This is a genomic window from Plantibacter flavus (genome assembly GCF_900177615.1).
Classification (GTDB): Bacteria; Actinomycetota; Actinomycetes; order Actinomycetales; family Microbacteriaceae; genus Plantibacter; species Plantibacter flavus.
Genome location: NZ_FXAP01000002.1, coordinates 387,959 through 410,505 on the forward strand (window position 1 = coordinate 387,959; position 22,547 = coordinate 410,505).

26 protein-coding genes are annotated in these 22,547 nt (G+C 68.8%); 16 read left to right on the plus strand and 10 right to left on the minus strand.

Annotation, left to right across the window (positions count from 1 at the left end):
- Positions 1–129: 129 nt before the first annotated feature.
- The 3 genes from B9Y95_RS08195 to B9Y95_RS08205 are packed head-to-tail and all read left to right on the plus strand — an operon-like array spanning position 130 to position 2,722.
- Entirely contained in the window at positions 130–855 is a 726-nt protein-coding gene (locus B9Y95_RS08195) for a CoA transferase subunit A (RefSeq protein ID WP_085511404.1), read from the plus strand.
- Positions 856–860: 5 nt separating this feature from the next.
- The gene (locus tag B9Y95_RS08200; RefSeq protein ID WP_200811373.1) at positions 861–1,553 is read left to right on the plus strand and encodes a 3-oxoacid CoA-transferase subunit B; all 693 of its coding nucleotides are present in this window, start codon (positions 861–863) and stop codon (positions 1,551–1,553) included.
- Positions 1,550–2,722, plus strand: coding sequence for an acetyl-CoA C-acyltransferase (locus B9Y95_RS08205; protein WP_085511406.1), 1,173 nt, complete (start codon positions 1,550–1,552; stop codon positions 2,720–2,722). The genes B9Y95_RS08200 and B9Y95_RS08205 overlap by 4 nt, the downstream gene beginning before the upstream one ends.
- A gap of 59 nt (positions 2,723–2,781) precedes the next feature.
- On the opposite strand, the gene B9Y95_RS08210 is transcribed toward B9Y95_RS08205, so the two are convergent.
- Positions 2,782–3,351, minus strand: coding sequence for a dihydrofolate reductase family protein (locus B9Y95_RS08210; RefSeq protein ID WP_085511407.1), 570 nt, complete (start codon positions 3,349–3,351; stop codon positions 2,782–2,784).
- 150 nt (positions 3,352–3,501) lie between these two features.
- On the opposite strand from B9Y95_RS08210, the gene B9Y95_RS08215 reads away from it, so the two are divergent.
- The gene (locus B9Y95_RS08215; protein ID WP_085511408.1) at positions 3,502–3,843 is read left to right on the plus strand and encodes a helix-turn-helix transcriptional regulator; all 342 of its coding nucleotides are present in this window, start codon (positions 3,502–3,504) and stop codon (positions 3,841–3,843) included.
- A gap of 43 nt (positions 3,844–3,886) precedes the next feature.
- The gene (locus tag B9Y95_RS08220) at positions 3,887–5,053 is read left to right on the plus strand and encodes a type II toxin-antitoxin system HipA family toxin (RefSeq protein ID WP_200811374.1); all 1,167 of its coding nucleotides are present in this window, start codon (positions 3,887–3,889) and stop codon (positions 5,051–5,053) included.
- A 26-nt stretch (positions 5,054–5,079) separates the two neighbouring features.
- Here B9Y95_RS08220 and B9Y95_RS08225 read toward each other — a convergent pair whose 3' ends face one another.
- Positions 5,080–6,495, minus strand: coding sequence for a glycoside hydrolase family 30 protein (locus tag B9Y95_RS08225; RefSeq protein ID WP_085511410.1), 1,416 nt, complete (start codon positions 6,493–6,495; stop codon positions 5,080–5,082).
- A gap of 189 nt (positions 6,496–6,684) precedes the next feature.
- Here B9Y95_RS08225 and B9Y95_RS08230 point away from each other — a divergent pair, with 189 nt between their 5' ends.
- The gene (locus B9Y95_RS08230) at positions 6,685–7,401 is read left to right on the plus strand and encodes an NUDIX domain-containing protein (RefSeq protein ID WP_085511411.1); all 717 of its coding nucleotides are present in this window, start codon (positions 6,685–6,687) and stop codon (positions 7,399–7,401) included.
- Between the two features lie 238 nt (positions 7,402–7,639).
- Here the strand turns inward: B9Y95_RS08230 and B9Y95_RS08235 are convergent, their stop codons facing one another.
- From B9Y95_RS08235 to B9Y95_RS08245, 3 genes are read right to left on the minus strand one after another with little or no spacing between them, the layout of a single operon-like run.
- The gene (locus B9Y95_RS08235) at positions 7,640–8,968 is read right to left on the minus strand and encodes a M20/M25/M40 family metallo-hydrolase (protein WP_085511412.1); all 1,329 of its coding nucleotides are present in this window, start codon (positions 8,966–8,968) and stop codon (positions 7,640–7,642) included.
- Positions 8,965–9,765 (minus strand): carbon-nitrogen hydrolase family protein, encoded by an 801-nt coding sequence (locus B9Y95_RS08240; protein WP_085511413.1) that lies wholly within the window; start codon positions 9,763–9,765, stop codon positions 8,965–8,967. The genes B9Y95_RS08235 and B9Y95_RS08240 overlap by 4 nt, the downstream gene beginning before the upstream one ends.
- A 58-nt stretch (positions 9,766–9,823) precedes the next feature.
- Entirely contained in the window at positions 9,824–10,789 is a 966-nt protein-coding gene (locus B9Y95_RS08245) for a DMT family transporter (RefSeq protein ID WP_085511414.1), read from the minus strand.
- Positions 10,790–11,023: 234 nt separating this feature from the next.
- Here B9Y95_RS08245 and B9Y95_RS08250 point away from each other — a divergent pair, with 234 nt between their 5' ends.
- From B9Y95_RS08250 to B9Y95_RS08270, 5 genes are all read left to right on the plus strand, one after another.
- A complete protein-coding gene (locus tag B9Y95_RS08250) occupies positions 11,024–12,100 on the plus strand; it encodes a phosphotransferase family protein (protein ID WP_085511415.1) in 1,077 nt (358 codons plus the stop codon).
- A gap of 377 nt (positions 12,101–12,477) precedes the next feature.
- Positions 12,478–14,166: an ABC-F family ATP-binding cassette domain-containing protein gene (locus B9Y95_RS08255; RefSeq protein WP_085511416.1), complete on the plus strand. Its 1,689-nt coding sequence runs from the start codon at positions 12,478–12,480 to the stop codon at positions 14,164–14,166.
- A 39-nt stretch (positions 14,167–14,205) separates the two neighbouring features.
- Entirely contained in the window at positions 14,206–14,403 is a 198-nt protein-coding gene (locus tag B9Y95_RS08260) for an antitoxin Phd (protein WP_071261931.1), read from the plus strand.
- Complete coding sequence (locus B9Y95_RS08265) at positions 14,400–14,792, plus strand: type II toxin-antitoxin system death-on-curing family toxin (protein WP_085511417.1); 393 nt, start codon at positions 14,400–14,402, stop codon at positions 14,790–14,792. The genes B9Y95_RS08260 and B9Y95_RS08265 overlap by 4 nt, the downstream gene beginning before the upstream one ends.
- A gap of 102 nt (positions 14,793–14,894) precedes the next feature.
- Positions 14,895–15,170, plus strand: coding sequence for a hypothetical protein (locus B9Y95_RS08270; RefSeq protein WP_143736381.1), 276 nt, complete (start codon positions 14,895–14,897; stop codon positions 15,168–15,170).
- Between the two features lie 18 nt (positions 15,171–15,188).
- On the opposite strand, the gene B9Y95_RS08275 is transcribed toward B9Y95_RS08270, so the two are convergent.
- From B9Y95_RS08275 to B9Y95_RS08290, 4 genes are all read right to left on the minus strand, one after another.
- A complete protein-coding gene (locus tag B9Y95_RS08275) occupies positions 15,189–16,142 on the minus strand; it encodes a helix-turn-helix transcriptional regulator (RefSeq protein ID WP_085511419.1) in 954 nt (317 codons plus the stop codon).
- Positions 16,143–16,219: 77 nt separating this feature from the next.
- Entirely contained in the window at positions 16,220–16,591 is a 372-nt protein-coding gene (locus B9Y95_RS08280; protein ID WP_085511420.1) for a hypothetical protein, read from the minus strand.
- A gap of 88 nt (positions 16,592–16,679) precedes the next feature.
- Positions 16,680–17,012: a DUF7882 family protein gene (locus B9Y95_RS08285; RefSeq protein WP_079706140.1), complete on the minus strand. Its 333-nt coding sequence runs from the start codon at positions 17,010–17,012 to the stop codon at positions 16,680–16,682.
- Positions 17,013–17,152: 140 nt separating this feature from the next.
- Positions 17,153–18,709 (minus strand): deoxyguanosinetriphosphate triphosphohydrolase family protein, encoded by a 1,557-nt coding sequence (locus B9Y95_RS08290; protein WP_085511421.1) that lies wholly within the window; start codon positions 18,707–18,709, stop codon positions 17,153–17,155.
- Positions 18,710–18,748: 39 nt separating this feature from the next.
- Here B9Y95_RS08290 and B9Y95_RS08295 point away from each other — a divergent pair, with 39 nt between their 5' ends.
- From B9Y95_RS08295 to B9Y95_RS08315, 5 genes are all read left to right on the plus strand, one after another.
- The gene (locus B9Y95_RS08295; protein WP_085511422.1) at positions 18,749–19,330 is read left to right on the plus strand and encodes a uracil-DNA glycosylase family protein; all 582 of its coding nucleotides are present in this window, start codon (positions 18,749–18,751) and stop codon (positions 19,328–19,330) included.
- A gap of 96 nt (positions 19,331–19,426) precedes the next feature.
- Positions 19,427–19,750, plus strand: a complete 324-nt coding sequence (locus tag B9Y95_RS08300) for a DUF6176 family protein (RefSeq protein WP_085511423.1) — start codon at positions 19,427–19,429, stop codon at positions 19,748–19,750.
- Positions 19,751–19,865: 115 nt separating this feature from the next.
- A complete protein-coding gene (locus B9Y95_RS08305) occupies positions 19,866–20,858 on the plus strand; it encodes a phosphotransferase enzyme family protein (RefSeq protein ID WP_085511424.1) in 993 nt (330 codons plus the stop codon).
- 208 nt (positions 20,859–21,066) lie between these two features.
- A complete protein-coding gene (locus B9Y95_RS08310) occupies positions 21,067–21,549 on the plus strand; it encodes a hypothetical protein (RefSeq protein WP_085511425.1) in 483 nt (160 codons plus the stop codon).
- A gap of 160 nt (positions 21,550–21,709) precedes the next feature.
- On the plus strand, positions 21,710–22,057 hold the full coding sequence (locus B9Y95_RS08315) for a YciI family protein (protein WP_085511426.1): 348 nt from the start codon (positions 21,710–21,712) through the stop codon (positions 22,055–22,057).
- 28 nt (positions 22,058–22,085) lie between these two features.
- On the opposite strand, the gene B9Y95_RS08320 is transcribed toward B9Y95_RS08315, so the two are convergent.
- Positions 22,086–22,445: a VOC family protein gene (locus tag B9Y95_RS08320; RefSeq protein ID WP_085511427.1), complete on the minus strand. Its 360-nt coding sequence runs from the start codon at positions 22,443–22,445 to the stop codon at positions 22,086–22,088.
- Between the last annotated feature and the right edge of the window lie 102 nt (positions 22,446–22,547).

Genomic DNA, 22,547 nt, shown 5'->3' on the forward strand with positions numbered 1-22,547 from the left:
ATGAGTAAATCCGGGATCGGGCTCCACACCACCTTTGACACCGCAGGACGGCTGTGACTGACTACTGGAGAGACGAACGGCCGGCGCCACCATGTGGGCAGGCCGGTCCGCCATCCACAAGGGAGTGACATGACGAAACACTGGTCGAGCGCCGCCGAGGCGTTGCACGAGGTCGTCCGGGACGGAGCGACCATCGCGGTCGGCGGGTTCGGCCTGAGCGGCAACCCGACGGACCTCATCGAGGCCCTGCGGGACACGGGTGCCACCGACCTCACGATCGTCTCCAACAACATGGGCGTCGACGGCAAGGGCCTCGGCATCCTCCTCGAGAACCGTCAGGTGCGGAAGGTCGTCGCGTCGTACGTGGGCGAGAACAAACTCTTCGCCAAGCAGTTCCTCGACGGCGAGCTCGAGGTCGAGTTCACCCCGCAGGGCACGCTCGCCGAGCGGCTGCGCGCTGGCGGTGCCGGTATCGCCGGGTTCTACACGAAGACCGGCGTCGGCACGCCGGTCGCTGAAGGCAAGCCGACGGAGGTGTTCGACGGGGAGACCTACGTCCTCGAGCGCGGCATCGTCGCAGATGTGGCCCTCGTGCACGCGTTCCGCGCCGACCGCGAGGGCAACCTCGTCTTCCGCCACACGGCACGGAACTTCAACCCGATCGTCGCGACCGCCGGCCGGCTGACGATCGCCGAGGCCGAGGAGGTCGTCGAGGACGGCTACCTCGATCCGAACACCGTCGTCACCCCCGGCATCTTCGTCCAGCGCCTCGTCACGGCGACGCCGCGGGTGAAGGACATCGAACAGCGCACCGTCCGTCCGGCGGCCGCCACCACGACACCGGCAGGAGCCTGATCATCATGTGGACGAGAGACGACATGGCCGCGATCGCGGCGACAGAACTCCGCGACGGCGAGTACGTGAACCTCGGCATCGGCATCCCGACGCTCGTCGCGAACCACGTCCCGCCGGGGGTCCACGTCACGCTGCAGAGCGAGAACGGCCTGCTCGGCATGGGCCCCTTCCCCATCGAGGGCGAGGAGGACGCCGACCTCATCAACGCCGGAAAGCAGACGGTCACGCTCCTCGAAGGCGGGAGCTACTTCGACTCGGCGACCTCGTTCGGCATGATCCGCGGCGGCCACGTGCAGCTGGCCATCCTCGGCGCGCTGCAGGTGTCGGGTGCCGGCGACCTCGCGAACTGGACGATCCCGGGCAAGCTCGTCAAGGGCATGGGCGGAGCGATGGACCTCGTCGCCGGGACGCCGCGCGTGGTGGTCGTCACCGAACACGTCGCGAAGGACGGCAGCCCGAAGATCGTCGGGCGATGCGATCTCCCGCTCACCGGCGTCGGTGTCGTCGACCGGATCATCAGCGACCGCGCCGTCTTCGATATCGTCGAGGGGGCGCTCGTCCTACGGGCCGTCGCGCCCGACACGAGCATCGCCGAGCTGCGCACCCTGACGGGCGCGGAGTTCTCCGTCGAACTCGACCCCACCACCACCGGTGAGGTGCCGACCGCACCCGCCACGCCTCAGGAGGCACACGCATGAGCACCGTCATCGTCGGGTACGCCCGCACCCCGTTCGTGAAGTTCAACGGGGCGTTCGCGTCCGTGCCGGCCACCGAGCTCGGCGCCCACGCCATCCGCGCGGCCCTGTCCCGGGCGGGAGTCGACGCCGCCGACGTACAGCAGGTCATCGCCGGCCAGGTGCTGCAGGGCGCCGCCGGCCAGAACCCCGCCCGGCAGTCCGCCGTCGGGGCCGACATCCCCTTCACCGTCCCCGCCATCACCGTCAATGCCGTGTGCCTCTCCGGCATGGAGGCGATCGTCACCGGCACGCGTCTCATCGACGCCGGCGAGGTCGACGTCGTCGTGGCGCTCGGCCAGGAGTCGATGAGCCTCGCCCCGCACGCCTGGTCGGGCTCGCGCGCCGGCAAGCGCTACGGCGCCATCGAGCTCGTCGACACCCTCGACCACGACGGCCTGACCGATGCGTTCGAGCACCGGTCGATGGGTTCGTCCACCGAGGAGCGCAACGGATCGCTCGGCATCGCACGCCCGGAACAGGACGCCTGGGCGGCCGGGTCGCACCAGCGGCTCGCAGCAGCGGCGGACATCCAAGCGGAGGAGATCGAACCCTTCTCCGTGCCGGGACGCAAGGGTCCGACCGTCGTGAGCGCCGACGACGGACTCCGCGCCGACACCACCGCCGAGTCGCTGGCCGGGCTGCGTCCCGCGTTCGGCGGCGAGGGCACGATCACCGCGGGCAACTCGTCCCAGATCACCGACGGGGCCGCCGCGGTCGTGCTCATGAGTGAGGAAGCCGCTGCGGCCCGGGGACTCACCCCGATCGCCCGTGTCGTCGCGCACGCTCTCGTCGCCGGACCCGACGTCAGCCTGCACGCCCAGCCGTCGAACGCGATCGTCGCCGCCCTCGCGAAGACCTCTCACACGACGGGCGACCTCGCAGCGGTCGAGATCAACGAGGCGTTCGCCGCCGTGTCGGTCCACTCGACCGACGAGCTCGGGGTGGATCCCGCGATCGTGAACGCGAACGGCGGCGCGATCGCCCTCGGTCACCCGATCGGCGCCTCCGGCACCCGGATCGTCGGGCACCTCGCCCGCCGTCTCGCCGCCGCCGGCTCGGGTTCGATCGGCGCAGCCGGCATCTGCGGTGGCGGCGGCCAGGGCTCCGCGATCATCCTCGAGGCCGTCTGACGACGTGAAGTGAGGCATCTGGTCGCTCCCGGGGCATCCCCGCGACAGACTGCCTCACCTCAGACGGGCTCGCCGGTGACGGTGTAGCGGAGGTGGACGACGCCGGCCTCGAAGCGGCGCTCGTCGACGAGTTCCAGACGTCGCCGGAGGTTGGCCGGCAGTGCACGCAAGCCGCCACCGACGATCACCGGTGAGAGGAACAACTGCACCTCGTCGACGAGCCCCGCGGCCATTGCCTCGGCTGCGAGATGCGGGCCGCCGACGCTGAGGTCGCGGTCCGATTCCGCCTTCCACCGGCGTACGGCCTCCGGATCGAACGATCGCTCGAGCGTCGTCCGGGCCGTCGAGACCGCATCGAGGGACGTCGAGTACACGACCTTGTCGGCCGCGAGCCACAGAGCCGCGAAATCGGCGATCTCGCGAGGCTCGTCCGGCAGCTCGTCCGCCGTCTCCCAGAACGTCATGATCTCGTACATGCGCCGGCCGAACAGGTAGGTGCCGATCGGCCGGGAGAGCTCGTTCACGAAGGCGTGCACCTCGGCATCCGGGGCACTCCAGTCGAAGTGGCCCTCCTCATCGGCGAGGTAGCCGTCGAGCGAGCTGATCGCCGAGTAGATGAGCCTGCCCATGTGTCCTCCGTCGCCAGTGCCGGTACGCGAGAGGCTAGGCCGCAGAGGCGACCGCCCACAAGCGTCCTGAGGAAGGATCCTGTTCCCACACTGCTTCCTGGGTATGATAAAAGTTGTTTTAGAGCTGTAAATCTAGGTTTAAGGGATCAGATGCCGAAACGTACCGCGCCATCGCGGCCAGTGGTTCGCGATGGTCTCATCGTCTTGGGGCAACTCGTCAAGGAGGGTCGCCTTGGACGGAAGTGGACTCGGAGCGAACTCGCCCAACGCGCTGGTGTCTCCGTTCCGACCCTCGCCAACATCGAGAACGGAGCCTCGAGTACGGCTGTCGGCACCGTGTTCGACGTGGCCGACCTCGTCGGCGTCCCCATCTTCGGTATCGACGACCGCATCGAACTCGCCCGCCTTCGCCGCAGAGGCGAGGAGCGACTGGAATTGCTCCCCGCTCGCGTGCGCCACGGTCGACAGGAGGCGCTGAGCGATGACTTCTGAACGCGTCTTCGTATGGACCTGGTTGCCCGGCTCAGACGAGCCCGTGGTTGCGGGCGCGGTCGAACTCCGGGGCGATACGATGCCGTTCGTCTACGCGGCCAGCTATCGGAATCGCGCTGAGGCGATCAGCCTGTACCAGCCAGAGCTCCCCTTGCAATCCGGCACCATGCAACCACTCCCGGGCCTCGCGATCGCAGGTGCCATCCGCGACGGTATCCCGGACGCTTGGGGGCGAGCCGTCATCGACGATCGCAGAGAGCCCGATGAGGCGGACTTGACCGAGCTCGACTACATGTTGGCGTCCGGAAGCAATCGGTTCGGCGCCATCGACTTCCAGCAGAGCCCCACCGAATACGAGCCTCGCGAGAGCCCCGCGACACTGGCCGAGCTCCAGGAAGCGTCCGCGACACTCCAGGCGGGTGGCAAGCTCCCTGCTCCACTCGAAGACGTGCTTATCAGAGGAACGAGCATCGGCGGGGCCAGGCCGAAGGCGACCCTCCTCGATGACGGTGTCGCCTACATCGCGAAGTTCTCTTCGAGCTCGGACAGCGTCTTCAGCGTCGTGAACGCCGAAGGGACGGCGATGGAGCTCGCTCGCCGCGCTGGCATCAGAACCTCGATGACCGAGGTCCTGACCGTGGATTCCAAGGATGTGCTCCTCGTTCGAAGGTTCGACCGGGACGGGCGGGAGCGGAAACACGTCGTGTCAGCGCTGACGATGAGCCAGCGGAACGAGTGGTCAGGCACTCGTGCGAGCTATCCGGAACTCCTCGACACCCTTCGCAGGCACGGTTCCCTGACCTTCGAACCAGGCCGGGAGCTGTTCGAGCGCATCGCATTCAACATGGCGATCTCGAATTCGGACGATCACGCGCGCAATCACGCCGCGTTCTGGGATGGCACACACCTGACGCTGACGCCCGCGTATGACCTGGCTCCGACTACACGATCCGGAGACACCGCCACGCAAGCCATGGCTTACGGACGGTCAGGAGAGAAACGTTCCAACTTCGCCGAACTGGTGAAGGCCTCGGTGATATACGGTCTCTCCACAGCAGAAGCCCGCAGGATCATCGACAACATCATCGAGACGATCCGTGATCATTTCGATGAAGCTGCCGACCTCGCGCAGGTGCCGGCACGAGATGTCGATCTCTTGAAGAACCACCTCTTCCTCAATCCTGGTGTCCTGCACGACTACGAACCGTGAGTCCGAGAGCCGCCGCCGGCCGACGGTCACGCGGGCGGGATGACGAGCGTCGCGAAGGAGTCTGCCGGCAGGGTCGGGGTGATGACGTCGTCGCCCACCACGATCTGGACGGGGAGCGGTTCGCCGAGGTCGTTCTGCATCACGAGTACGACGCCGCCGTCCGGGTTGCGGAAGGCGAGCAGGTTCTCGTGCCCGGTCCAGCTCATCGTCGCGAGCCGTTGCGCACCCGGCTGCAGGAAGTGCCCCAGGTGCCGCATGAGGAAGTACTCGTGGGTGTAGCGAAAGGTCCGGGCCTCGGGATCCACGACGACGAGTGAGTTCTGCGCCCAGCCCCAGCGGCTGACCCCACCCTCCGTGAGCGCGAGGTTCCAGTACGTGTAGGCCTGCGCGCCGCGTGTGAAGAAGTGGCGCATGAGTCCCCAGGTGTGCCGCACGAAGCGCCAGTCGTTCCGTCCGTCGCCGCACTCCTGCTCGGTCTGATAGAGCGCGAGGTCAGGGTGGTCGTGATGCACCGCGGCGATCGCGCCCTTGCCCGCCCACTGGAATCCGACTCCGGCGACCCACGGGCCGGCCGACGGATCCTGGAGCACGGTCTCGATCTGCGCGTCGTGCGGTCGCTCCTGTGTGCCGAGGAAGACCCGCACTCCGAGGCGGTCCATCTCCGGGCCGAGGACCGCGATGAACCGCGCGAGCCCCTCGGCCGTCCACACACAGCTCGGGAACACCTGCGCCGAGTTGAACTCGTTCTGCGGCATGACCATCTCGACGCGGATGCCCTCCTCGCCGTAGGCCTCGACGAAGCGGGCGAAGTACCGGGCGTAGGTCTCGAGGTAGCGGTCCTCGAGGATGAACAGATCGGTCCCCTCGGAGCCCAGCTGGTCGTCGCGGATGCCGTTGTCGACGTCTGATCCTGCCCAGGGGCGCGCGGCCGCGTAGTGCCCGTTCGTCTTCATCCAGGTGGGCGGGCTCCACGGCGACGCCCAGAGACGCAGGTCGCCCTGGTACCGCTGCGCCGCCTGGATGAAGGGGACGAGCGTCGCTCGGTCGTGATCGATGCTGAAGTGCTCGAGGTCGAAGTCGCCGTCGACCTCGTCGTAGGAGTACCAGTCGGTGGAGAAGTCGTTGGCGCCGACGGGCATGCGGCAGAGCGAGAGGTTCAGTCCTGCACCCGGCGTGAAGAGGTCGGACAGGATGCCCTCCCGGTCCTCCTCGGACAGGAGCCCCAGCGCCGTCCAGCCGAGTTCGTTGAAGCATCCGCCGATGCCGTCGACGGTCTGCTGGGGGTTCGCCACGTCGACCATGACGTTCGGCATCCCCGCGAGTCGTCCGAACCCGAGCGGCTCCTGCTCCTGCCAGGGTGCGTCCTGGGTGGTGACGACCCAGGCGACCGACCGCGCTGCTGCCGTGTTGCCTTCGCTGCTGGCGGGACTGCTGCTCGTCATCGAGTGCCTTTCGACGGGGGTCCTCCGTGGACCGCGACCGGTGCTCCCACCAGTATGTTGCAGAAACCGCGAAAACCGAAGAACAGTCGCCATTCACAATCGGACGCGGCGCGCGGCAGGGCTCACCCGAGAGGCGCACCCGGGACACCCCGCTGGTATGCCGTTCGCAGGCGGTCGTACACTCGATGGATGGCCGATTCGACGACGGTCCGGGAACCGCAACCCGGCGCAGACCTCCCCGACGCCCGCGGGCGCACCGGCCTGCACCGGACCGGCCTCGACCTCACCGGCAACCCGCGCGTCCAGGTGGCCGACGTGGAACTGGTCGCCGCCGCCTGGCACGTCCTCCGCCGGACGACCCTGCGGGTCCAGGACCGCTCAGGCGCATGGTCGACGCAGCAGCGCGAGACCTACGACCGCGGCAACGGCGCGACCATCCTGCTCTACCACGGTGACTCCCGGAAGGTCCTGCTCACCAGGCAGTTCCGCTACCCGGCGTACGTCAACGGACACCCGACCGGCGAGCTCATCGAGACCGCAGCCGGCCTGCTCGACGACGACGATCCCGAGACGGCGGTCGCCCGTGAGGCCCGCGAGGAGACCGGGTTCGCGGTCGAGGCCGTCCAGCATGTGTTCGACGCCTTCATGAGCCCCGGCTCCGTGACCGAGCGCCTGCACTTCTACGCTGCCGAGTACGACCCCGCTGCGCGTCGCGGCGACTGGGGCGGACTCGCCGAGGAGGGCGAGGAGATCGAACTCCTCGAACTCGACATCGACGACGCGATCGCGCGCATCGGCGACGACATCATCGACGCGAAGACCATCATGCTGCTGCAGTGGGCGAGGCTCTCCGGCCCGTTCGCGACGGCACCGACGCCTGTTCCGCCAGCACCACCCGCACGCTAGCACCGCCGAGACTCCCGGACCCCGAGCTCGCCAGAACACCGTGCCACCCGACCCCGGGTGGCCGATCGGCGAACCCGAACACCGGTCGGCCACCCGGTCACCGAGCACCACTCCGGTCCCTGAGCCTGTCGAAGGGCGGTCCGACCGAGCCCACCACCGCCCGTCGACAGGCTCAGGGACCGGCGAACCTCAGCTCAGGAACCGGCGTAGGTCAGCTCAGAGAGCGGCGCACCTCAGCTCAGGCCGAGCGGATGATGTCCGTGAGCACCGCGCACCCGAAGTCGAGCGCGTCGAGTGGCACGCGTTCGTCGACACCGTGGAACATGCCGGGGAAGTCGAAGTCCGCCGGCAGGCGCAGCGGGATGAAGCCGTACCCCGTGATGCCGAGTCGACTGAGTGCCTTCGCGTCGGTGCCGCCGGGGATGAGGTGTGGGAGCACGGTCGCACCGGGATCGTGACGCTCGATGACCGCCTCGATCACCGAGACGAGCTCGCCGTCGTTCGGTGACTCCATCGCGATGAGTTCCAGCTGGACCTCGACGTCGACCCCCTCACCCGCCGCCTCGCGGATACGCGCGATGACCTCGTCCCGCTGGCCGGGCAGGAACCGGGCGTCGACCGTCGCGGTCGCGGACTCGGGGATCACGTTCTCCTTGTACCCGCCGGAGATGATGGTGACGTTCGCCACGTTCTGCAGGCCGGCGCGCAGCCGCGACGCGCTGGGACCGACGAGCGCGGCGAGTTCGAACGGCGACAGCTCGGACGAGGCTCCGGTCAGTTCGCGCAGCCGCTGGAACAGGTGCGTCGTCGTCTCGGTGAACGACACCGGCCAGTCGAGCGCGCCGATCCGGCCGACCGCGGCCGCGAGCTTGACGATCGCCGAATCCTGGCTCGCGAGCGAGGCGTGACCGGCGGCACCGTGGGCGGTCAGCCGCAACCAGAGCACGCCCTTTTCGCCGGTGTTGAGCAGGTATGCGCGGGTGTCGGCTCGTTCGCCGAGGGTGACGCTGTATCCGCCGCCCTCGCTGATCGCGTCGCGGACGCCGGCGAACTGCTCCGGGTGGTGCTCGACCATCCACTGCGAGCCGAGGACGCACCCGGCCTCCTCGTCGGCGAAGAACGCCAGGACGACGTCGCGCTCGGGCTGCTCCCCCGCCGTCACCATGCGCCGGACCGATGCGACGATCATCGCCACCATGTTCTTCATGTCGACGGCGCCGCGACCCCACAGCATGCCGTCGGCGATCTCGCCACCGAACGGGTCGACCGTCCACGCGGCCGCGTCGACCGGGACGACGTCGAGGTGCCCGTGCAGCAGGAGGCCGGGCAGGGTGCGATCGCGACCTGGCCACCGCGCGACGAGGTTCGTCCGGCCGGGCTCGGCCTCGAAGCGCGCGCACACGATCCCGACCTCACCGAGCAGACGTTCGACGAGGTCCGCCGCACGGGACTCGCCGACGGCGCGCCCGCCGCCGTAGTTCGAGGTGTCGATCCGGATGAGGTCGCGCGTGATGGAGATGACCTCCGAGAGACCGACCGGGTCGCTGACGCGTTCGCTCACGCTCATTCGGCGGTCCGCGGGACCACGGTGAACCGACGGTTGGCGAGCGAGGGCACCCGCGCCCGCACGGCGTCGAGTCGCCCTGGATCGAGCTCGGCGAAGACCACCCCGGGCGCCTCGCCGGCGGCGGCGATGACGACGCCGGCGGGGTCGACGATGATCGAGTTGCCGGTGGCGAGCGGGCCGGTCTGGTTGGCGCTCACGACGTAGGCGGTGTTCTCGATCGCCCGGGCGCGCACGAGGGTCGTCCAGGCATCCTCCTTGCCGGGGCCGACGATCCACATCGCGGGCAGCAGGATGACGTTGGCACCGGCATCGATGAGACGCCGCGCGCTCTCCGGGAAGCGGAGGTCGTAACAGGTGAAGGCGCCGATGCGGAGGTCGCCGAGCTCGAGGACGAACGGTTCGGTGAGCTCGCCGGCCGAGATGCCGTCGCTCTCCGCGTACCCGAAGGCGTCGTAGAGGTGCACCTTCCGGTACGTCGCGGTGATCTCCCCCTCGGCGTTGATCGCCACGAGCGTGTTGTAGGGCAACCCGCCGGGGTTCTCCTCGATGGTGCCGACGACCGTCGGGAGGGAGCGCGCGGCGGCTGCTGCGGCGACGCCCGTGATGAAGGGGCCGTCGAGTGGCTGGGCGATCGCGGCGAGCGCGCTCGGCGGTTCCGAGGTGGCGTAGCTGCTCATCTCCGGCAGCACGAGCAGTTCGGCGCCGCCCGCCGCGGCCTCACCGAGTAGGGCGACCACGCTGGCGAGGTTCTCGTCGATGTCCGTTCCGGCGGAGAACTGCCCGGATGCGATGCGCATGTGAAACCTCGTTCCGTGGGAAGGGCCGCGACCGTCAGCGCGCGGCCGTCCAGCCACCCTATGCCGAGAGTGGGGGCGTGCGCCGCCGGAGCCGGAGCCGGCCCTGGCTCACGAGGATGCCGAGCACGACGATCACGCCGCCCACCGGCTCGTTCCAGTGCAGGATCTCACCGAGCACAAGGATGCCGAGGACGACACCGACGAGTGGCGTGAGGTACGTGACGGTGGACGCCGCCGTCGGGCCCCAGGAGTCGACGATCGTCGTCATCCAGATGTAGGCGACGCCGGTACCGAGTGCTCCCAGCGCGAGCATGCTGAGGACGACCGGGGCGTCGAGCGATACCGGCTGCATCGCGATGAACGGCGAGAGCGCGAGCATGATGACGGCGGCGAGCGAGATCTCCACGGCGGAGATGACGACCGCGTCGTAGCTGTGGGTGCCGAGGACGAACTTCCGGAGGTAGACGAAGGCGATGCCATAGCAGAGGGTCGCGCCGAGGCAGGCGAGCTGCGCGGGGATGGACTCGAGGATCGCCGGGTCACCGAGCACACGCCAGGGGCCGACGACGATCGCGACGCCGAGGGCGCCGACGAAGATGCCGAACACCTGCAGGCCGTTCAGCCGTTCCTTCGGGAGGAACACCGCGCCGACGGCGAGCGTCATGATCGGCGTGGTCGCGTTGAGGATGCTCGACAGGCCGGACGGCAGGAACTGTCCCGCCCAGGAGAAGAGGAGGAACGGGGCGACGCAGAGGAAGACGGAGACGACGGCGAGGTGCGCCCAGAGTCGGCGCTCCCTCGGCCAGCGGCGGCGGGTGACGAGCATGATGATGCAGAGCGTCAGGGCGCCGAGCACCACGCGGGACAGTGCGACCTGCGCCGGAGCGAGTCCGGTCAGGCCGGTCTTCATGAAGAGGAAGCTGGCACCCCAGATGAGCGCGGCACCGAGATAGGCACCCAGCACCCTGCGGGCCCCTGGTGCGACGAGCGCGGTGACACGGGTGTTCGGTGCTGCGGTGCTCATCGTGCTCCCTCGAGTCGGACGACTCAGCTTGGCATCACCCACCGACGCCGTGTTCGCAATTCAGGACGCACCCGCGTGTCTCGCCGGTTCCGCCGCGCGTCATCATCGGTGCGGCCACCGCCGCGAAGCGCTCCCGCGACGGGGCGGGGGTGCTCGGTGACCGGGGTGGGGGCGCTCGGCCAGCTGTGCAGCTAGCGGACCATCGGTGAGCGGACGGCACGCTACCGTGGGCGGATGAGCCGAACCCCTCGCCCCAGTGACACCATGATCGCGGTCGCCGAGCATTGGGCGGCCGAGCGACCGGCGATGCAGCCCGGCAGCCCGACCATCACGATGCTCGGAGCAGGCACGGCGAACGAGGTTGCAGCGGTCGAACTCGACGGCGGCGAGCGCGTCATCGTGAAGCTCTCCCCCGCGGATGCGACCGGCCTCACCTACGAGCGGTCCCTCATGGCGACCGAGGCGCTCGCCCTCCGCATCCTCGGCCGTGCGGAGGTGCCGCAGCCGGAGATCGTCTTCGAGGCGACCCTCGACGGACGCGACGCCCTCGTGATGACCGAGCTCACCGGCCGACCGGCGAACAGCACCGAGACCGTCCCCCTCGCTCGGGACGTCCTCGGCCGCACGCTCGCCCGCCTGCACGAGGCAGGACGCACGCCGTTCCACGTGGAACCAGACGATGTCGACATCCCGGCGGAAGCCGCACCCACCGATCCGGCGACCGGCCTCGCCGAGGGGAGCCGATTCGGCTACCCCTTCCGCCCCGAGCTCCAGGCGGCGAGCGCCGCGGACGCCTATCGACTCATCGTCGAGGCCGTCCTCACCGACGCCCAGCGGTTCGAGGTCGACCTCCCGGTCGCGGCGGGCGAGATCCGACACGTGATCGAAGACGCGCTGCCGGCCTTCGACAGCGTGACGGAGCCGACGCTCGTCCACTTCGACCTCTGGGAGGGCAACCTCCTCGTCATGCCCGAGCACGGGGCGGAGGCCGCCCAACTGACCGGCGTCATCGACCATGAGCGCGCGCACTGGGCCGACCCGACCGCCGACCTCGTCTCCCTGGCGCTCTTCACCGACGTGCCGGAGACGGTCGTGGCCGACTCGGAACTCCTCCGCGCCTACCGCGAGACCTCCGGCCGCGAGCTCCTCCCCGACGAGGACGCCCGGACCCGCGCGCGGCTGTGGTCGCTGTACCTCGCACTCGTCATGGTGGTCGAAGGCGTCCCGCGTGGCTATGAGGGCGACTGGTTCGACGAGCACGATGCGTCGGTGCGCACGTGGATCGGCGACATCGCGGCCTCGCTCGCCTGAGCCGCGCGACTCCTTCGGTCTCTGAGCTGACCCCCTCCGGTCCCTGAGCCTGTCGAAGGGCGGTGACCTCCTCCGGCCCCTGAGCCTGTCGAAGGGCGCCCGTGGGCACTTCGACAAGCTCAGTGACCGGGGTGGGGCCTCAGTGACCGGGACGAGCGCGCGCCATGGCCGGAACGAGCGCGCGCCATGGCCGGAACGGGTGCGTGCCATGGCCGGAACGGGTGGGGGGGCTCAGTGACCGGGAGTTGTGCGCAGCGGCAGTTGCGCGAGCCCGGACCGGCGCGGCTAGACTGGTCGGCTCGCCAGGCGGTGGGCGGCCCGGCGCGAACCAGCGCGGGCCCGTTCGGGAGCGATCGGCTCCCTGGGGAGTGCGCACCATGGGCTACATCGACGTCAGCGACCTCAGCTACACGCTGAGCGACGGACGGACCCTGCTGGACGAGGTCTCGTTCCGCGTCGGCGAGGGGGCGATCGCCGCGCTCATCGGAGCGAACGGCGCCGGGAAGACGACCCTCCTGCGGATCATCCGCGGCGAGCTCCAGCCCGACTCCGGGGTCGTCTCCATCGACGGCGGCCTCGGCGTGATGGACCAGTTCGTCGGTCGCGGCGACGACGAACGGACGGTCCGTGACCTGCTCGTCCAGGTCGCGCCCCCACGGATCCGTGCGGCGGCCGAGGCGGTCGACCGCGCCGAGCTGGCCCTCATGGAGGACGACGTCGAGGCGACACAGATGGCGTACGCGACGACGCTCGCCGAGTACGCCGACGCCGGCGGGTACGACCAGGAGGTGCTCTGGGACAGCTGCTGCGAGGCGGCACTCGGGGTGCCGTACGACCGCGCGCAGTGGCGGACGCTCGGGACACTGTCCGGCGGCGAGCAGAAGCGGCTCGTCTTGGAGGCCCTGTTCCGCGGCCCTGAGCAGGTCCTCCTCCTCGACGAGCCCGACAACTCCCTCGACGTCCCGACGAAGCGCTGGCTCGAGGGGATGCTCGCCGAGACCCGGAAGACGGTCCTCCTCGTCTCGCACGACCGGGAGCTCCTGGCGCAGGCGGCGACCCGCATCATCACCCTCGAGGTCGGCGCGGCCGGCAGCACGACGTGGACCCACGGCGCGAGCTTCCGCAGCTACCACGAGGCCCGCGACGCCCGCCTCGACCGACTCGACGAACTCCGCCGGCGCTGGGACGAGGACCGCGTGAAGCTGCGCGCACTCGTCCTGCGTCTGCGCGAGCAGGCCAAGTTCAACGACTCCATGGCCTCCCGCTACCGGGCCGCGCAGACCCGACTCGCCAAGTTCGAGGAGGCCGGTCCGCCTGAGGAGCGGCCGAAGGACCAGCAGGTCACGATGCGCCTCCGCGGCGCACGCACGGGCCGCCGCGCGATCGTCTGCACGGGGCTGGAACTGACCGGCCTCATGCAGCCGTTCGACGCGGAGATCTGGTTCGGCGAGCGCATCGGCGTCCTCGGTTCAAACGGTTCGGGCAAGTCGCACTTCCTCCGGTTGCTCGCCGGCGGCGGGACGGATCCCGATCCGGGCGCCGGGCACCTCGCCGCAGCGGGCGACGCGCTCGTCCCGGTCGAGCACGACGGCGACGCCAAGCTCGGCGCGCGCGTGCAGCCGGGGTGGTTCGCACAGTCGCACCGGCACCCCGAACTCGTCGGCCGGACCCTGCTCGACATCCTGCACCGAGGCGACGAGCACCGATCGGGTCTCCCCCGCGAGGCCGCGAGCCGCGTGCTCGACCGCTATGGGCTGGCGGGTGCGGCCGAGCAAGCGTTCGACTCGCTCTCCGGCGGACAGCAGGCACGCCTGCAGATCCTCCTGCTCGAACTCTCCGGCGCCACGCTGCTGCTGCTCGACGAGCCGACCGACAACCTCGACCTCGTCTCGGCGGAGGCACTCGAGCAGGGCCTTGCGGGTTTCGAGGGCACCGTGATCGCGGTCACCCACGACCGCTGGTTCGCGCGTGGCTTCGACCGCTTCCTCGTCTTCGGGTCCGACGGCCGGGTGCAGGCTTCTGACGAGCCCGTCTGGGAGGAGACCCGCGTCGACCGTGCACGGTAGCAGGTACCTGTTCAGGTACCAACGAGCTATCATCGATCCATGCCGGCACTCAACGTGACCTTCACCGACGCGGAACTCGAGCAGCTCCGCGCATCCGCCTCAGGCACGGAGACCTCCCTGAAAGTGTTCGTCCACGATGCTGCATTGGCTGCGGCGAACGACCGGAAGCGGATGATCGCCCAACTCGCGCAGGAGGTCGCAGCGACCTCCGCCGAGCTCAATGCTCGCCTCGCGTGACCGCGTACTTCCTTGACCGCGAGGATGTCCTCACGGCCAGCGCCGCCGCGCTCGGCCACCAGCCTGCCGTCCGCGATTTCGGACTTCTCGACGCTGCAATCGCCCGGCCGCAGAGCACCGTTTTCGGACTCGACGCCTACCCGGACATCTTCCTGAAAGCGGCAGCCCTACTGCACTCCATCGCTCGCAATCATGCTTTCGTCGACGGAAACAAGCGCACGGCTTGGGGGTCTGCGTGGGTGTTCCTCGGCGTGAACGGCATCCGGCTCAGCCACGGTTTCGACGTGGATGCAGCGGAGGCGTTCATGAACAGCGTCGCCACGGGTGACGCGGAGCTCGCATTCGTCGCATCCGTGCTGCGCAGTTTCACCACCCAGGAGGAAGCCTGAGGCGACACCCCCTGCATGAGTCGCCGCCTTGGTCAACCCACCGTCATCCTCAGGACCGTTCCCTACGCTGGCATCAACAACCCGAGCTCGGAGGTGATGGTCATGCAGTACAGCATCGCCATCGGGCGCGCCACCTACGACATCGAACCGGGTGTCGACCTGCCTGCGCTCATGTCCGAGATCGAAGCCGCCGTCCAAGCCGGTGGCCGATTCGTCCGTGTGCCGCTCTCCTCCGACCGGACCATCGACGTGCTCGTCGGCCCTGGCCTGCACATCACGGTGGAGTCGTTCGCGAACCGTGCACTCGAGATCGTCCCCACGATCGAGACTGGGACCCTGTCCGGCCTCGACGAATACGACGAGTTCGGCGAGTTCTGACCCGACCGGCCTCGACGGCTATGAGCCGAGCGTCGTGCTCGGGTACTCGCCGAAGCGGTTGGTGTACGAAGCGGAGAAGCGCCCGAGATGGGCGAAGCCCCATCGGTTGGCGATCTCGGCGACCGTGGCCCGCCCCGGGTCGGCCTGACGAAGTTCCTCCTGCACCCGATCGAGCCGGACACGCCTGAGGTAGTCGATCGCGGTGATGTCGTGCTCCTTGCGGAAGGCACTCTGGAGACTGCGCTGGCTCATGCCGACCGCTTCGGCCACGTCCTCCGTTCGAATCGGGAGATGCGCGTTGGCGATCATGAACTCGACGGCCGCGCGGGTCTTCCCGCCGCTCGGTACCCCGATCTCGACCGGCGCATGGAGCGCCGTGTGCGGGAAGGTCTCCAAGAGCGCGACCGCTGCCGCGCGGTTCGCCTCGGACCGCAGGAGCGCTGGACTCGCGTCGTCATAGATGACCCGGGCGACGGACGTCACCGAGGCGGCCCAACGACGGAGCTGTTCTCCGGACGGGCGGGCCGTCGTGTCGAAGAGGATCGGGCCACTCGTGCCCTCCACCTCGCCGGCCACCCGCTCGAGGAACGTCCCGTCGAAGTGCATCAGGTTCTGCCGGTAGTCCGTGAAGTCGAACTCGGCGAGCCGGTTATTCGCGAACATCGCCGGCTGCCCGTGCACGAGTCGTACCGGATCACCAGCGAGATCGGTGGCGCCACTGCCGCCGGTCAACCACGAGACGATGTACTCGCCCTGCGTCAGGACCGTGCCCGTGACGTGGCCGTCGAACTGGGTGCCGCGCAGGGTCAGCTCGTCATCGCCGATGGCGGTGTATCGGAAGGTGAACTCGGATTCTGTGGGCTCGATGACCATCGAGCCGGCGTTGTAAGCACCGGCGAACAGGTCGCGGGCCTCATCGACGTCGCGACCTGCGACTTCGGATCGCTCGACGGGTCCCGTGTGTTCGCTCATCGTTCATAGAATCTCACGACGATCCTGAACTGTCACCCTCGACGGGGTCGTCCGGACGCGGAGCAGTCCACTCGATGTCAGGCGGTCCCTTGCAGGAAGCCGTGCTCTGCGCCCAGGACGTCGGTCATCGCGGACGACGTGATGTTGGCGAAGCGCGGCAGGACCGTCGTCTCGTGGACGGCGGTCGGTCGTTCGGACCAGACGGTCACGACGATCAGCCCGCCCTCGGCTCGAAGGGACCACGCGACGATGTGTCGGGTGAGGACGCGGACGGTGTCGCCGTCGACGTTCAGGGCGATGGCCGCACGGCTGAGTGACAGGCCGCCGCCCGACTCTGCGCTGACGTGGGAGGTCTCGAAGACGATGTCGGTGCGGTCGAGGACTCGGCCGGTGGTGCGCACATCGCCCAGGTCGAGGAAGTCGGGCGCGCTGGGAGTCCAGGTCGTCACGGTCCCACCCCCAACTGGTGTCTTGCAGATGCCCGACGGCCGGAGCTCGTCGTGGCGTTGATCGATCCGCCGGAGCGGACGCTCGGACCTAGGCCGCGGACTCGACGCGCTTCGCGGCGCCGGCTGCCGGCTCGGGGACGACGCGCATGCCCTTGGCACTGTTGGCCTGCTCGAGGAGCGCGGCGAGCCACTCACGGTTGAGTTCGGGGGCACGGCTGCCGTAGAACGAGAACTGGAGGGGGATCATCGGGTTCAGCCAGAGCGACTGACGGCCGGTCCCACGGCCGGGAACTGCTTCGAGGTGGAACGCGAAGCTCTCGTTGCGGCGGAACTTCGTGAAGATGACCGTCTGCAGGTGAGCGAGCAGTCGGTCTTCGATCTCGTGCGGGGTCGGAGGGGTTCCGTAGAGGAGGTTTCCCATGAGGCGCGCCATCCGTTCTGTTTCGGCGCGGGGCTGGTTCCCTGCGACGTCGATAACGCTAGATGGTCTAGCATTCCGATGCTCGGAACTATCCGAAATGCGCCACACCCGTCGTGCAACCTGGGAGCGGTCCGTTCGCGTCAGCTGCCGAACGCCCAGGCCTCGCGGTCTCCTCGCAGTCGGGCGGCGAGCGCCATCGCCTGTTCATCGGTCAGCGAGGCGACGTAGTCGAGGATGCCGCGCGCCCGACCGAGGCGACCGAGCGCGCGCGGGTCGCTCTGCGGGCGGCCACTGTCGGACTCGGGGTCGGCCGGGAGCCAGTCGGGGTTGTCCGCCCGGAGGCGGAAGTAGCCGTCGGTGGCGAGTTCGACGAAGTCGAGCAGCTTCTGCGGCGCGCGCGGGCCGTCGCGGGGGTCGTCGAGCCAGCTGTCCAGTTCGGTGACGAGCACGTCGAGCACCCGCGACTGGCCGCGCTGGTAGGTGGCGAAGTCCGGCCGGTCGATGACGAACCGGGTGTGGACGAACTTCAACAAGGTGACGTCGTGCCACGCCTCGGGCAGGAGTGACACGTGCCCGGAGCGCACGTTGGGCTCCTCGACGACGAGGACGGAACGCTGGAGGCGACCGATCCAGGAGGACACGAACGACTCGATGGCGCGCTCGGTTCGGCTGGAACCGTCGAAGGGGACCGCGAGGAGCCCTTCGACGAGTTCGGTCGCGACCCGCTGGACCGACGCCCGGAAGTGCTCGTCGCTGGCGATCCACGGGTCGCGCGAGACGATCCGTCGGCGCAGGAGTTCGAGCGAGTGGCCGGGTGCGCGGCTCCAGAGCTCCTCGGCGTCGAGTGCGGCGAGGGTGTGCTGGTCGCGGAGGAAGGTGCGGAACTCGACCGCCACCGCCGCCTGCTGCAGGACGCCGGCCCGGTAGAAGTCGTCGAGGTCGTGCAGGGAGTAGGCGATGTCGTCGGCGACGTCCATCACGGAGCACTCGACGGTCTGCTGCCAGGGGGCGATCGCCGAGAACGCACTGCGGGCGTCCAGCATGTCGTCGAGGTCGAGCGTGTACGCGGAGAACTTCGGCGGCGCGGTCTCCCAGCGACTGGCGGTCGACCCACGCGGCATCCGGGTGGGGTCTGCCGGGTCGAGGTCGGGGCGGTGGATGGTTCGGCCCCAGGGGTACTTGAGCACGGCCGCGCGGGAGGCGGCCGTCAGGTTGAGGCCCTCCTTCACCGTCTCGCACACGTCGAGCGCGGAGAGGATGCGGAACGACTGCGCGTTGCCCTCGAAGCCCTCCGCGAGACCGAGCCGCTCGCGGGCCAGGCGGTCGAGGACCTGCTCGCCGAGGTGGCCGAACGGCGGGTGGCCGAGGTCGTGGGCGGAGGCGGCGGCCTGCACCACGACCGGGTCGCAGCCACCGAGCCGCTCGACGATGGCGTTCTGCTCGGGATCGGCCGTGGTGAGCTGCATGGCGATGGCGCGGGCGACCGCGGTCACCTTGATCGAGTGGGTGAGCCGGTTGTGGACGACCTGACCGACGCCGGAGGGCGAGACGACCTGCGTCACCGCGGACAACCGCGCGAAGTACGGGGAGAACCGGATGCGCTCGAGGTCGACCCGGTACTCGGGGTACTCCTCGCCGGTCGCGAACCGGTCCACCGGCTCGGGGATGAGTCGCCGTCGCCGCTGGTCGTCGTCCATCCCCTCACTGTATTGCGCGGCGGGTGGGAGACTGCAGGGATGCATCCGATCGACCGTCTCCGAGCCGAGGTCGCCGCGCACGAGTCGAACGCCTGGGCCAGCGGACTCGGGTGGGAACCGCTCTTCGTCGCCTCCCCGGAAGCCCGCGTGCTCATCATCAGTCAGGCGCCTGGTCGCCTGGCGCAGGAGTCGGGCATCCCGTGGAACGACCCGAGCGGCGTCCTCCTCCGCTCCTGGATGGGTGTGACGCCCGAGGAGTTCTACGACCCCGCGAACGTCGCAATCGTCCCGATGGACTTCTACTTCCCGGGCAAGGGGACGAGCGGCGACCTGCCGCCGCGCCGGGACTTCGCGCCGCGCTGGCATCCCCGGGTGCTCGAGCAACTGACCGAGGTGCGCCTGACGATCCTGATCGGTGCCTACGCCCAGCGCGCCTACCTCGGACCGCGTGCCGGACGCACCCTGACGGAGAACGTCCGGGCCGCGGAGACCCACCTCCCGCTCTTCCCGATCGTGCACCCGTCGCCGCTCGCGCGCGGCTGGCGCAGCAAGAACCCCTGGTTCCAGGAGGAGACGGTTCCGCTCCTCGCCGCGCAGGTGCGCGCGGCGCTCACGACGTGAGCGAGAGGGACCGGTCACCGGGCAGGCGTCGGGGTCAGGCTGCTCCTGATCGCGCACGCTCACCCAGGTCGGAAGAGCTCGTCATATGCTCGAGCGATGATCCACTTGAGCTTTCGAAGGTTGAAGCCCGACCAGCGTGAGTCTGTTGAGCGATGGCTCTCCGAACTGAACGGTCCTCGTCGGGACGAAGCGCTCGAGACACTCCGCAACGAAGGCGTCGAGCATGAATCCGCGGCGATCATCGATACGAGCGACGGCCCGATCATCGTCTACGCGATGGAATCAGACGACATCCAGCGCGCGCGGGCGATCGGAGCTGCGTCGACGCTGCCGATAGATCAGCGTCACCATGAGGTGATGCGGGCCGCTGATGGCGGGCCGGTTCCGCATCAACTCGTTCTCGATCTGAACGCCTCCTGAGGGGCTGAGCCCGGTCTCCGCCCGAGGGGCCGATCGTCGGGGACGCGAGCAGAGCGTCATCTCGACGGCGCGCGGTACCCTCGTGCGGCACGAGCTTTGACCGCGAAGGGGAACCATGGCCAGGGTCACCGCACCGATGTTGGAGATGCTGTGGGAGACGGACGATCCCGCGGAGGTGGTTGCCGCGCGGTTCGGGTTCAGAGATGCCGCCGCGGTCGGCGAGTGGGTGGCCGCCACCGTTGGTGATCACTGGGGTGTCGACGTCGAATCGGTCACGCGAGTCGTGATGAGCGGTCACAATGCTCTGGCATGGATCAGCGCTCCGTCCGGGTCGTTCCTCGCCAAGTGGTCTGTCCTCCCGCCGAGGTTCCCGCGGCTTGCTGCGTTGACGCAGCTCACCGCGTGGCTTGGTGAGCGCGGACTCCCCGTTTCAGCACCCGTGCCCTCAGTCGACGGGCGGGTCCAGATGCAGATCGACGATGGGACGTCGATGAGTCTTCAACACCAGATCAGCGGTTCGCTGCTTGACGCCTCGGACAGGGATCAGGTCATCGCCGCCGGTGCCGCTCTCGCCAGGTTGCACCTGGCGCTGGCGCGATATCCGGACACCGAGGACGTGGGCGCGTTCGCCGATCCGCCCAAGCCGCTTGCAACGCGAATCAGGGGTTGGCTGGAATCCGACCGTTCGGGTCTGCTGACGCCATCGGCGCGTGAGACGTTGATCAGGCTCGTCGACAACTCACCGACCGAGCGGTTGTCGGCACAACTCGTCCACGGCGACTTCCGGGCAGCGAACATCCTGTGCGCAGGACACGACATCGCGGCGGTGTTGGACTTCGAGGAGGCCCGGTTCGATTTCCCCATCATGGAGCTGGCGCAATCGGCCGTGATGCTCGGAACGCGTTTCCGTGACTGGGGTCCGGTATCGACCCACGTCCACGCCTGGCTGCTCGAGGGATACACGTCTGAGCGTCCGCTGACATCGACAGAGGCCGACTGGTGGAACCTCCTCGTGCTGTGGTTCTCCCTGGTGCTCGTTCCTCCGGGAGAGGATCCAACCGGATGGGGACCGGCCGCCAAGAACCTCCTCGTCAGGATGGCCGTCTGAGCTGGGCGCTGATCCTCGCAATGGTCGGCCGTGACCGATGGGATTGGTTCATCCGTGTCACCGCTCTGGTGCAGCTTGGAGCCTGCATCACCTCGCGTTGTGGCAGCATCGATTCCGCCAGTGCATGATCTCGGCGCTCTCGGGGAGACCAACAGGCCGACGAGGATGCCGAGACACCGGCATCCGATCCAGCTTTGAGGGGCAAGCAGTGAGCGACGAACCGAACACCGGCGACGGACTGGGGCCGCCGGTCGAACCGCCATCGGGGCCGAGCCCGGCCACAGGGCCCGCCGTGTCGGATCCCGGATCCGTGTCAGCCGCCGACCCTGGAGCAGCCGACCAGGACGGACCGGTCACCGGGCGAGCGTCCGGCGTCGGCATCACGCTGCTCCTGTTCGCACTGCTGGTGGTGAGCTGGCTCGTCCAACTCTCCTTCGCGCTGCAGGGTGAGTTCGGTCCGTCCGAGGACCGGCTCAGTGAGGGCGGGATGCTCGGCGGGTTCATGCTCGGCGCCGCGATCGCGATCGGTTCGCCGATCATCGTGCTCATCCTGCAGGCGCGGGTCCACAAGCGGACCCCTCGACACTCGATCATCGCCGTCATCGGTGCCGTCGTCGTGCTGATCATCGCCGTACCGATCAACGCCATCGTCGTCGGACTCCAAGCGGTGAGCGTCATCAGCGGAAGCTAGGAGCCGTCCGCCGCCGACGCTCCGAGCTCGCCCATCGGGACAACTCCCGACCCGTGCCATGAACGATGCAGGGACTCACTCGGGCCGGGCACCACATGTCATCCCACAGTTTCGGTTGACATCGACAGGGCCTCGCGTACTCTTCGAACAAGGAGAGATCATGCCCCACTTCGCCGTCCTGATCTACACCGAGGACTCCACTCACGCCGCAGATGCGACTGAGGAGAACCTGGCGGTTCCAGACGCCCACGGACGAGCGCTCACTGAGACTGGTTCGCTGCTGGCCGCCTACGCGTTCACCCCGCGCGATCTTGCGCGATCGATCCGCGCGTCCGGAGTGACCCTCGGTCCGTTCATCGACTCTCGAGAAGTGGTCGCGGGTGTTTACATCATCGAAGCCTCGACGTTCGAGGATGCGCTCACCATCGCTGCCACGAACCCTGAAGTTCAGCGAGGAGGAGGGGTCGAGGTCCGGCTGATTCACAGCGGCGGCACCGTCGAGACATGACGGCATCCGGTCGGAGCCATCGAGGCGGCTATTCGAGGACTTCCCAGAGTTCGATCGGGAGGCCCTCGGGGTCGTGGATGCGGACGAATCGACCGTAGTCCGTCTCCCACTCGGTTCGACGCTCGACGGCGATCCCGGCTCCCTCGAGATGCGCCGTCAGGGCGTCCAAGTCGCTGACGCGAAGGTTGAGCATGAACGGCTGGTCGTGCGCGAACGACTCGCTCGTCCCCGCGACAGGCGCGAAGACGGTCATGCCGGCCTCCTGCATCCAGACGGTGTCTTCGCCCTCCGCGCCGGCTTCGATGCCGAGATGCTCGCGGTACCAGGCCGCGCGCGCCGACGGGTCGTGACTGCGGAAGAACAACCCGCCGATGCCGAGAACGCCCATGGGGTGAGCTTATCGACGCTCTGAACTCCGCGGTCCCGACGCAGGCTCGAGAGCGGTGCTGCGGGACATCAGGACATACGGTGCACGTCCGCAGTCGTCCGT

Coding starts and splice junctions, on each gene's coding strand:
- B9Y95_RS08200 (WP_200811373.1), top strand. CDS start 861: ATGTGGACGAGAGACGACATGGCCGCGATCGCGGCGACAGAACTCCGC.
- B9Y95_RS08245 (WP_085511414.1), bottom strand. CDS start 10,789: ATGAGCACCGCAGCACCGAACACCCGTGTCACCGCGCTCGTCGCACCA.
- B9Y95_RS08285 (WP_079706140.1), bottom strand. CDS start 17,012: ATGGGAAACCTCCTCTACGGAACCCCTCCGACCCCGCACGAGATCGAA.
- B9Y95_RS08235 (WP_085511412.1), bottom strand. CDS start 8,968: ATGAGCGTGAGCGAACGCGTCAGCGACCCGGTCGGTCTCTCGGAGGTC.
- B9Y95_RS08290 (WP_085511421.1), bottom strand. CDS start 18,709: ATGGACGACGACCAGCGGCGACGGCGACTCATCCCCGAGCCGGTGGAC.
- B9Y95_RS08205 (WP_085511406.1), top strand. CDS start 1,550: ATGAGCACCGTCATCGTCGGGTACGCCCGCACCCCGTTCGTGAAGTTC.
- B9Y95_RS08320 (WP_085511427.1), bottom strand. CDS start 22,445: ATGGGCGTTCTCGGCATCGGCGGGTTGTTCTTCCGCAGTCACGACCCG.
- B9Y95_RS08270 (WP_143736381.1), top strand. CDS start 14,895: ATGCAGTACAGCATCGCCATCGGGCGCGCCACCTACGACATCGAACCG.
- B9Y95_RS08215 (WP_085511408.1), top strand. CDS start 3,502: ATGCCGAAACGTACCGCGCCATCGCGGCCAGTGGTTCGCGATGGTCTC.
- B9Y95_RS08225 (WP_085511410.1), bottom strand. CDS start 6,495: ATGACGAGCAGCAGTCCCGCCAGCAGCGAAGGCAACACGGCAGCAGCG.
- B9Y95_RS08255 (WP_085511416.1), top strand. CDS start 12,478: ATGGGCTACATCGACGTCAGCGACCTCAGCTACACGCTGAGCGACGGA.
- B9Y95_RS08250 (WP_085511415.1), top strand. CDS start 11,024: ATGAGCCGAACCCCTCGCCCCAGTGACACCATGATCGCGGTCGCCGAG.
- B9Y95_RS08305 (WP_085511424.1), top strand. CDS start 19,866: ATGGCCAGGGTCACCGCACCGATGTTGGAGATGCTGTGGGAGACGGAC.
- B9Y95_RS08195 (WP_085511404.1), top strand. CDS start 130: ATGACGAAACACTGGTCGAGCGCCGCCGAGGCGTTGCACGAGGTCGTC.
- B9Y95_RS08300 (WP_085511423.1), top strand. CDS start 19,427: ATGATCCACTTGAGCTTTCGAAGGTTGAAGCCCGACCAGCGTGAGTCT.
- B9Y95_RS08295 (WP_085511422.1), top strand. CDS start 18,749: ATGCATCCGATCGACCGTCTCCGAGCCGAGGTCGCCGCGCACGAGTCG.
- B9Y95_RS08275 (WP_085511419.1), bottom strand. CDS start 16,142: ATGAGCGAACACACGGGACCCGTCGAGCGATCCGAAGTCGCAGGTCGC.
- B9Y95_RS08240 (WP_085511413.1), bottom strand. CDS start 9,765: ATGCGCATCGCATCCGGGCAGTTCTCCGCCGGAACGGACATCGACGAG.
- B9Y95_RS08260 (WP_071261931.1), top strand. CDS start 14,206: ATGCCGGCACTCAACGTGACCTTCACCGACGCGGAACTCGAGCAGCTC.
- B9Y95_RS08315 (WP_085511426.1), top strand. CDS start 21,710: ATGCCCCACTTCGCCGTCCTGATCTACACCGAGGACTCCACTCACGCC.
- B9Y95_RS08210 (WP_085511407.1), bottom strand. CDS start 3,351: ATGGGCAGGCTCATCTACTCGGCGATCAGCTCGCTCGACGGCTACCTC.
- B9Y95_RS08230 (WP_085511411.1), top strand. CDS start 6,685: ATGGCCGATTCGACGACGGTCCGGGAACCGCAACCCGGCGCAGACCTC.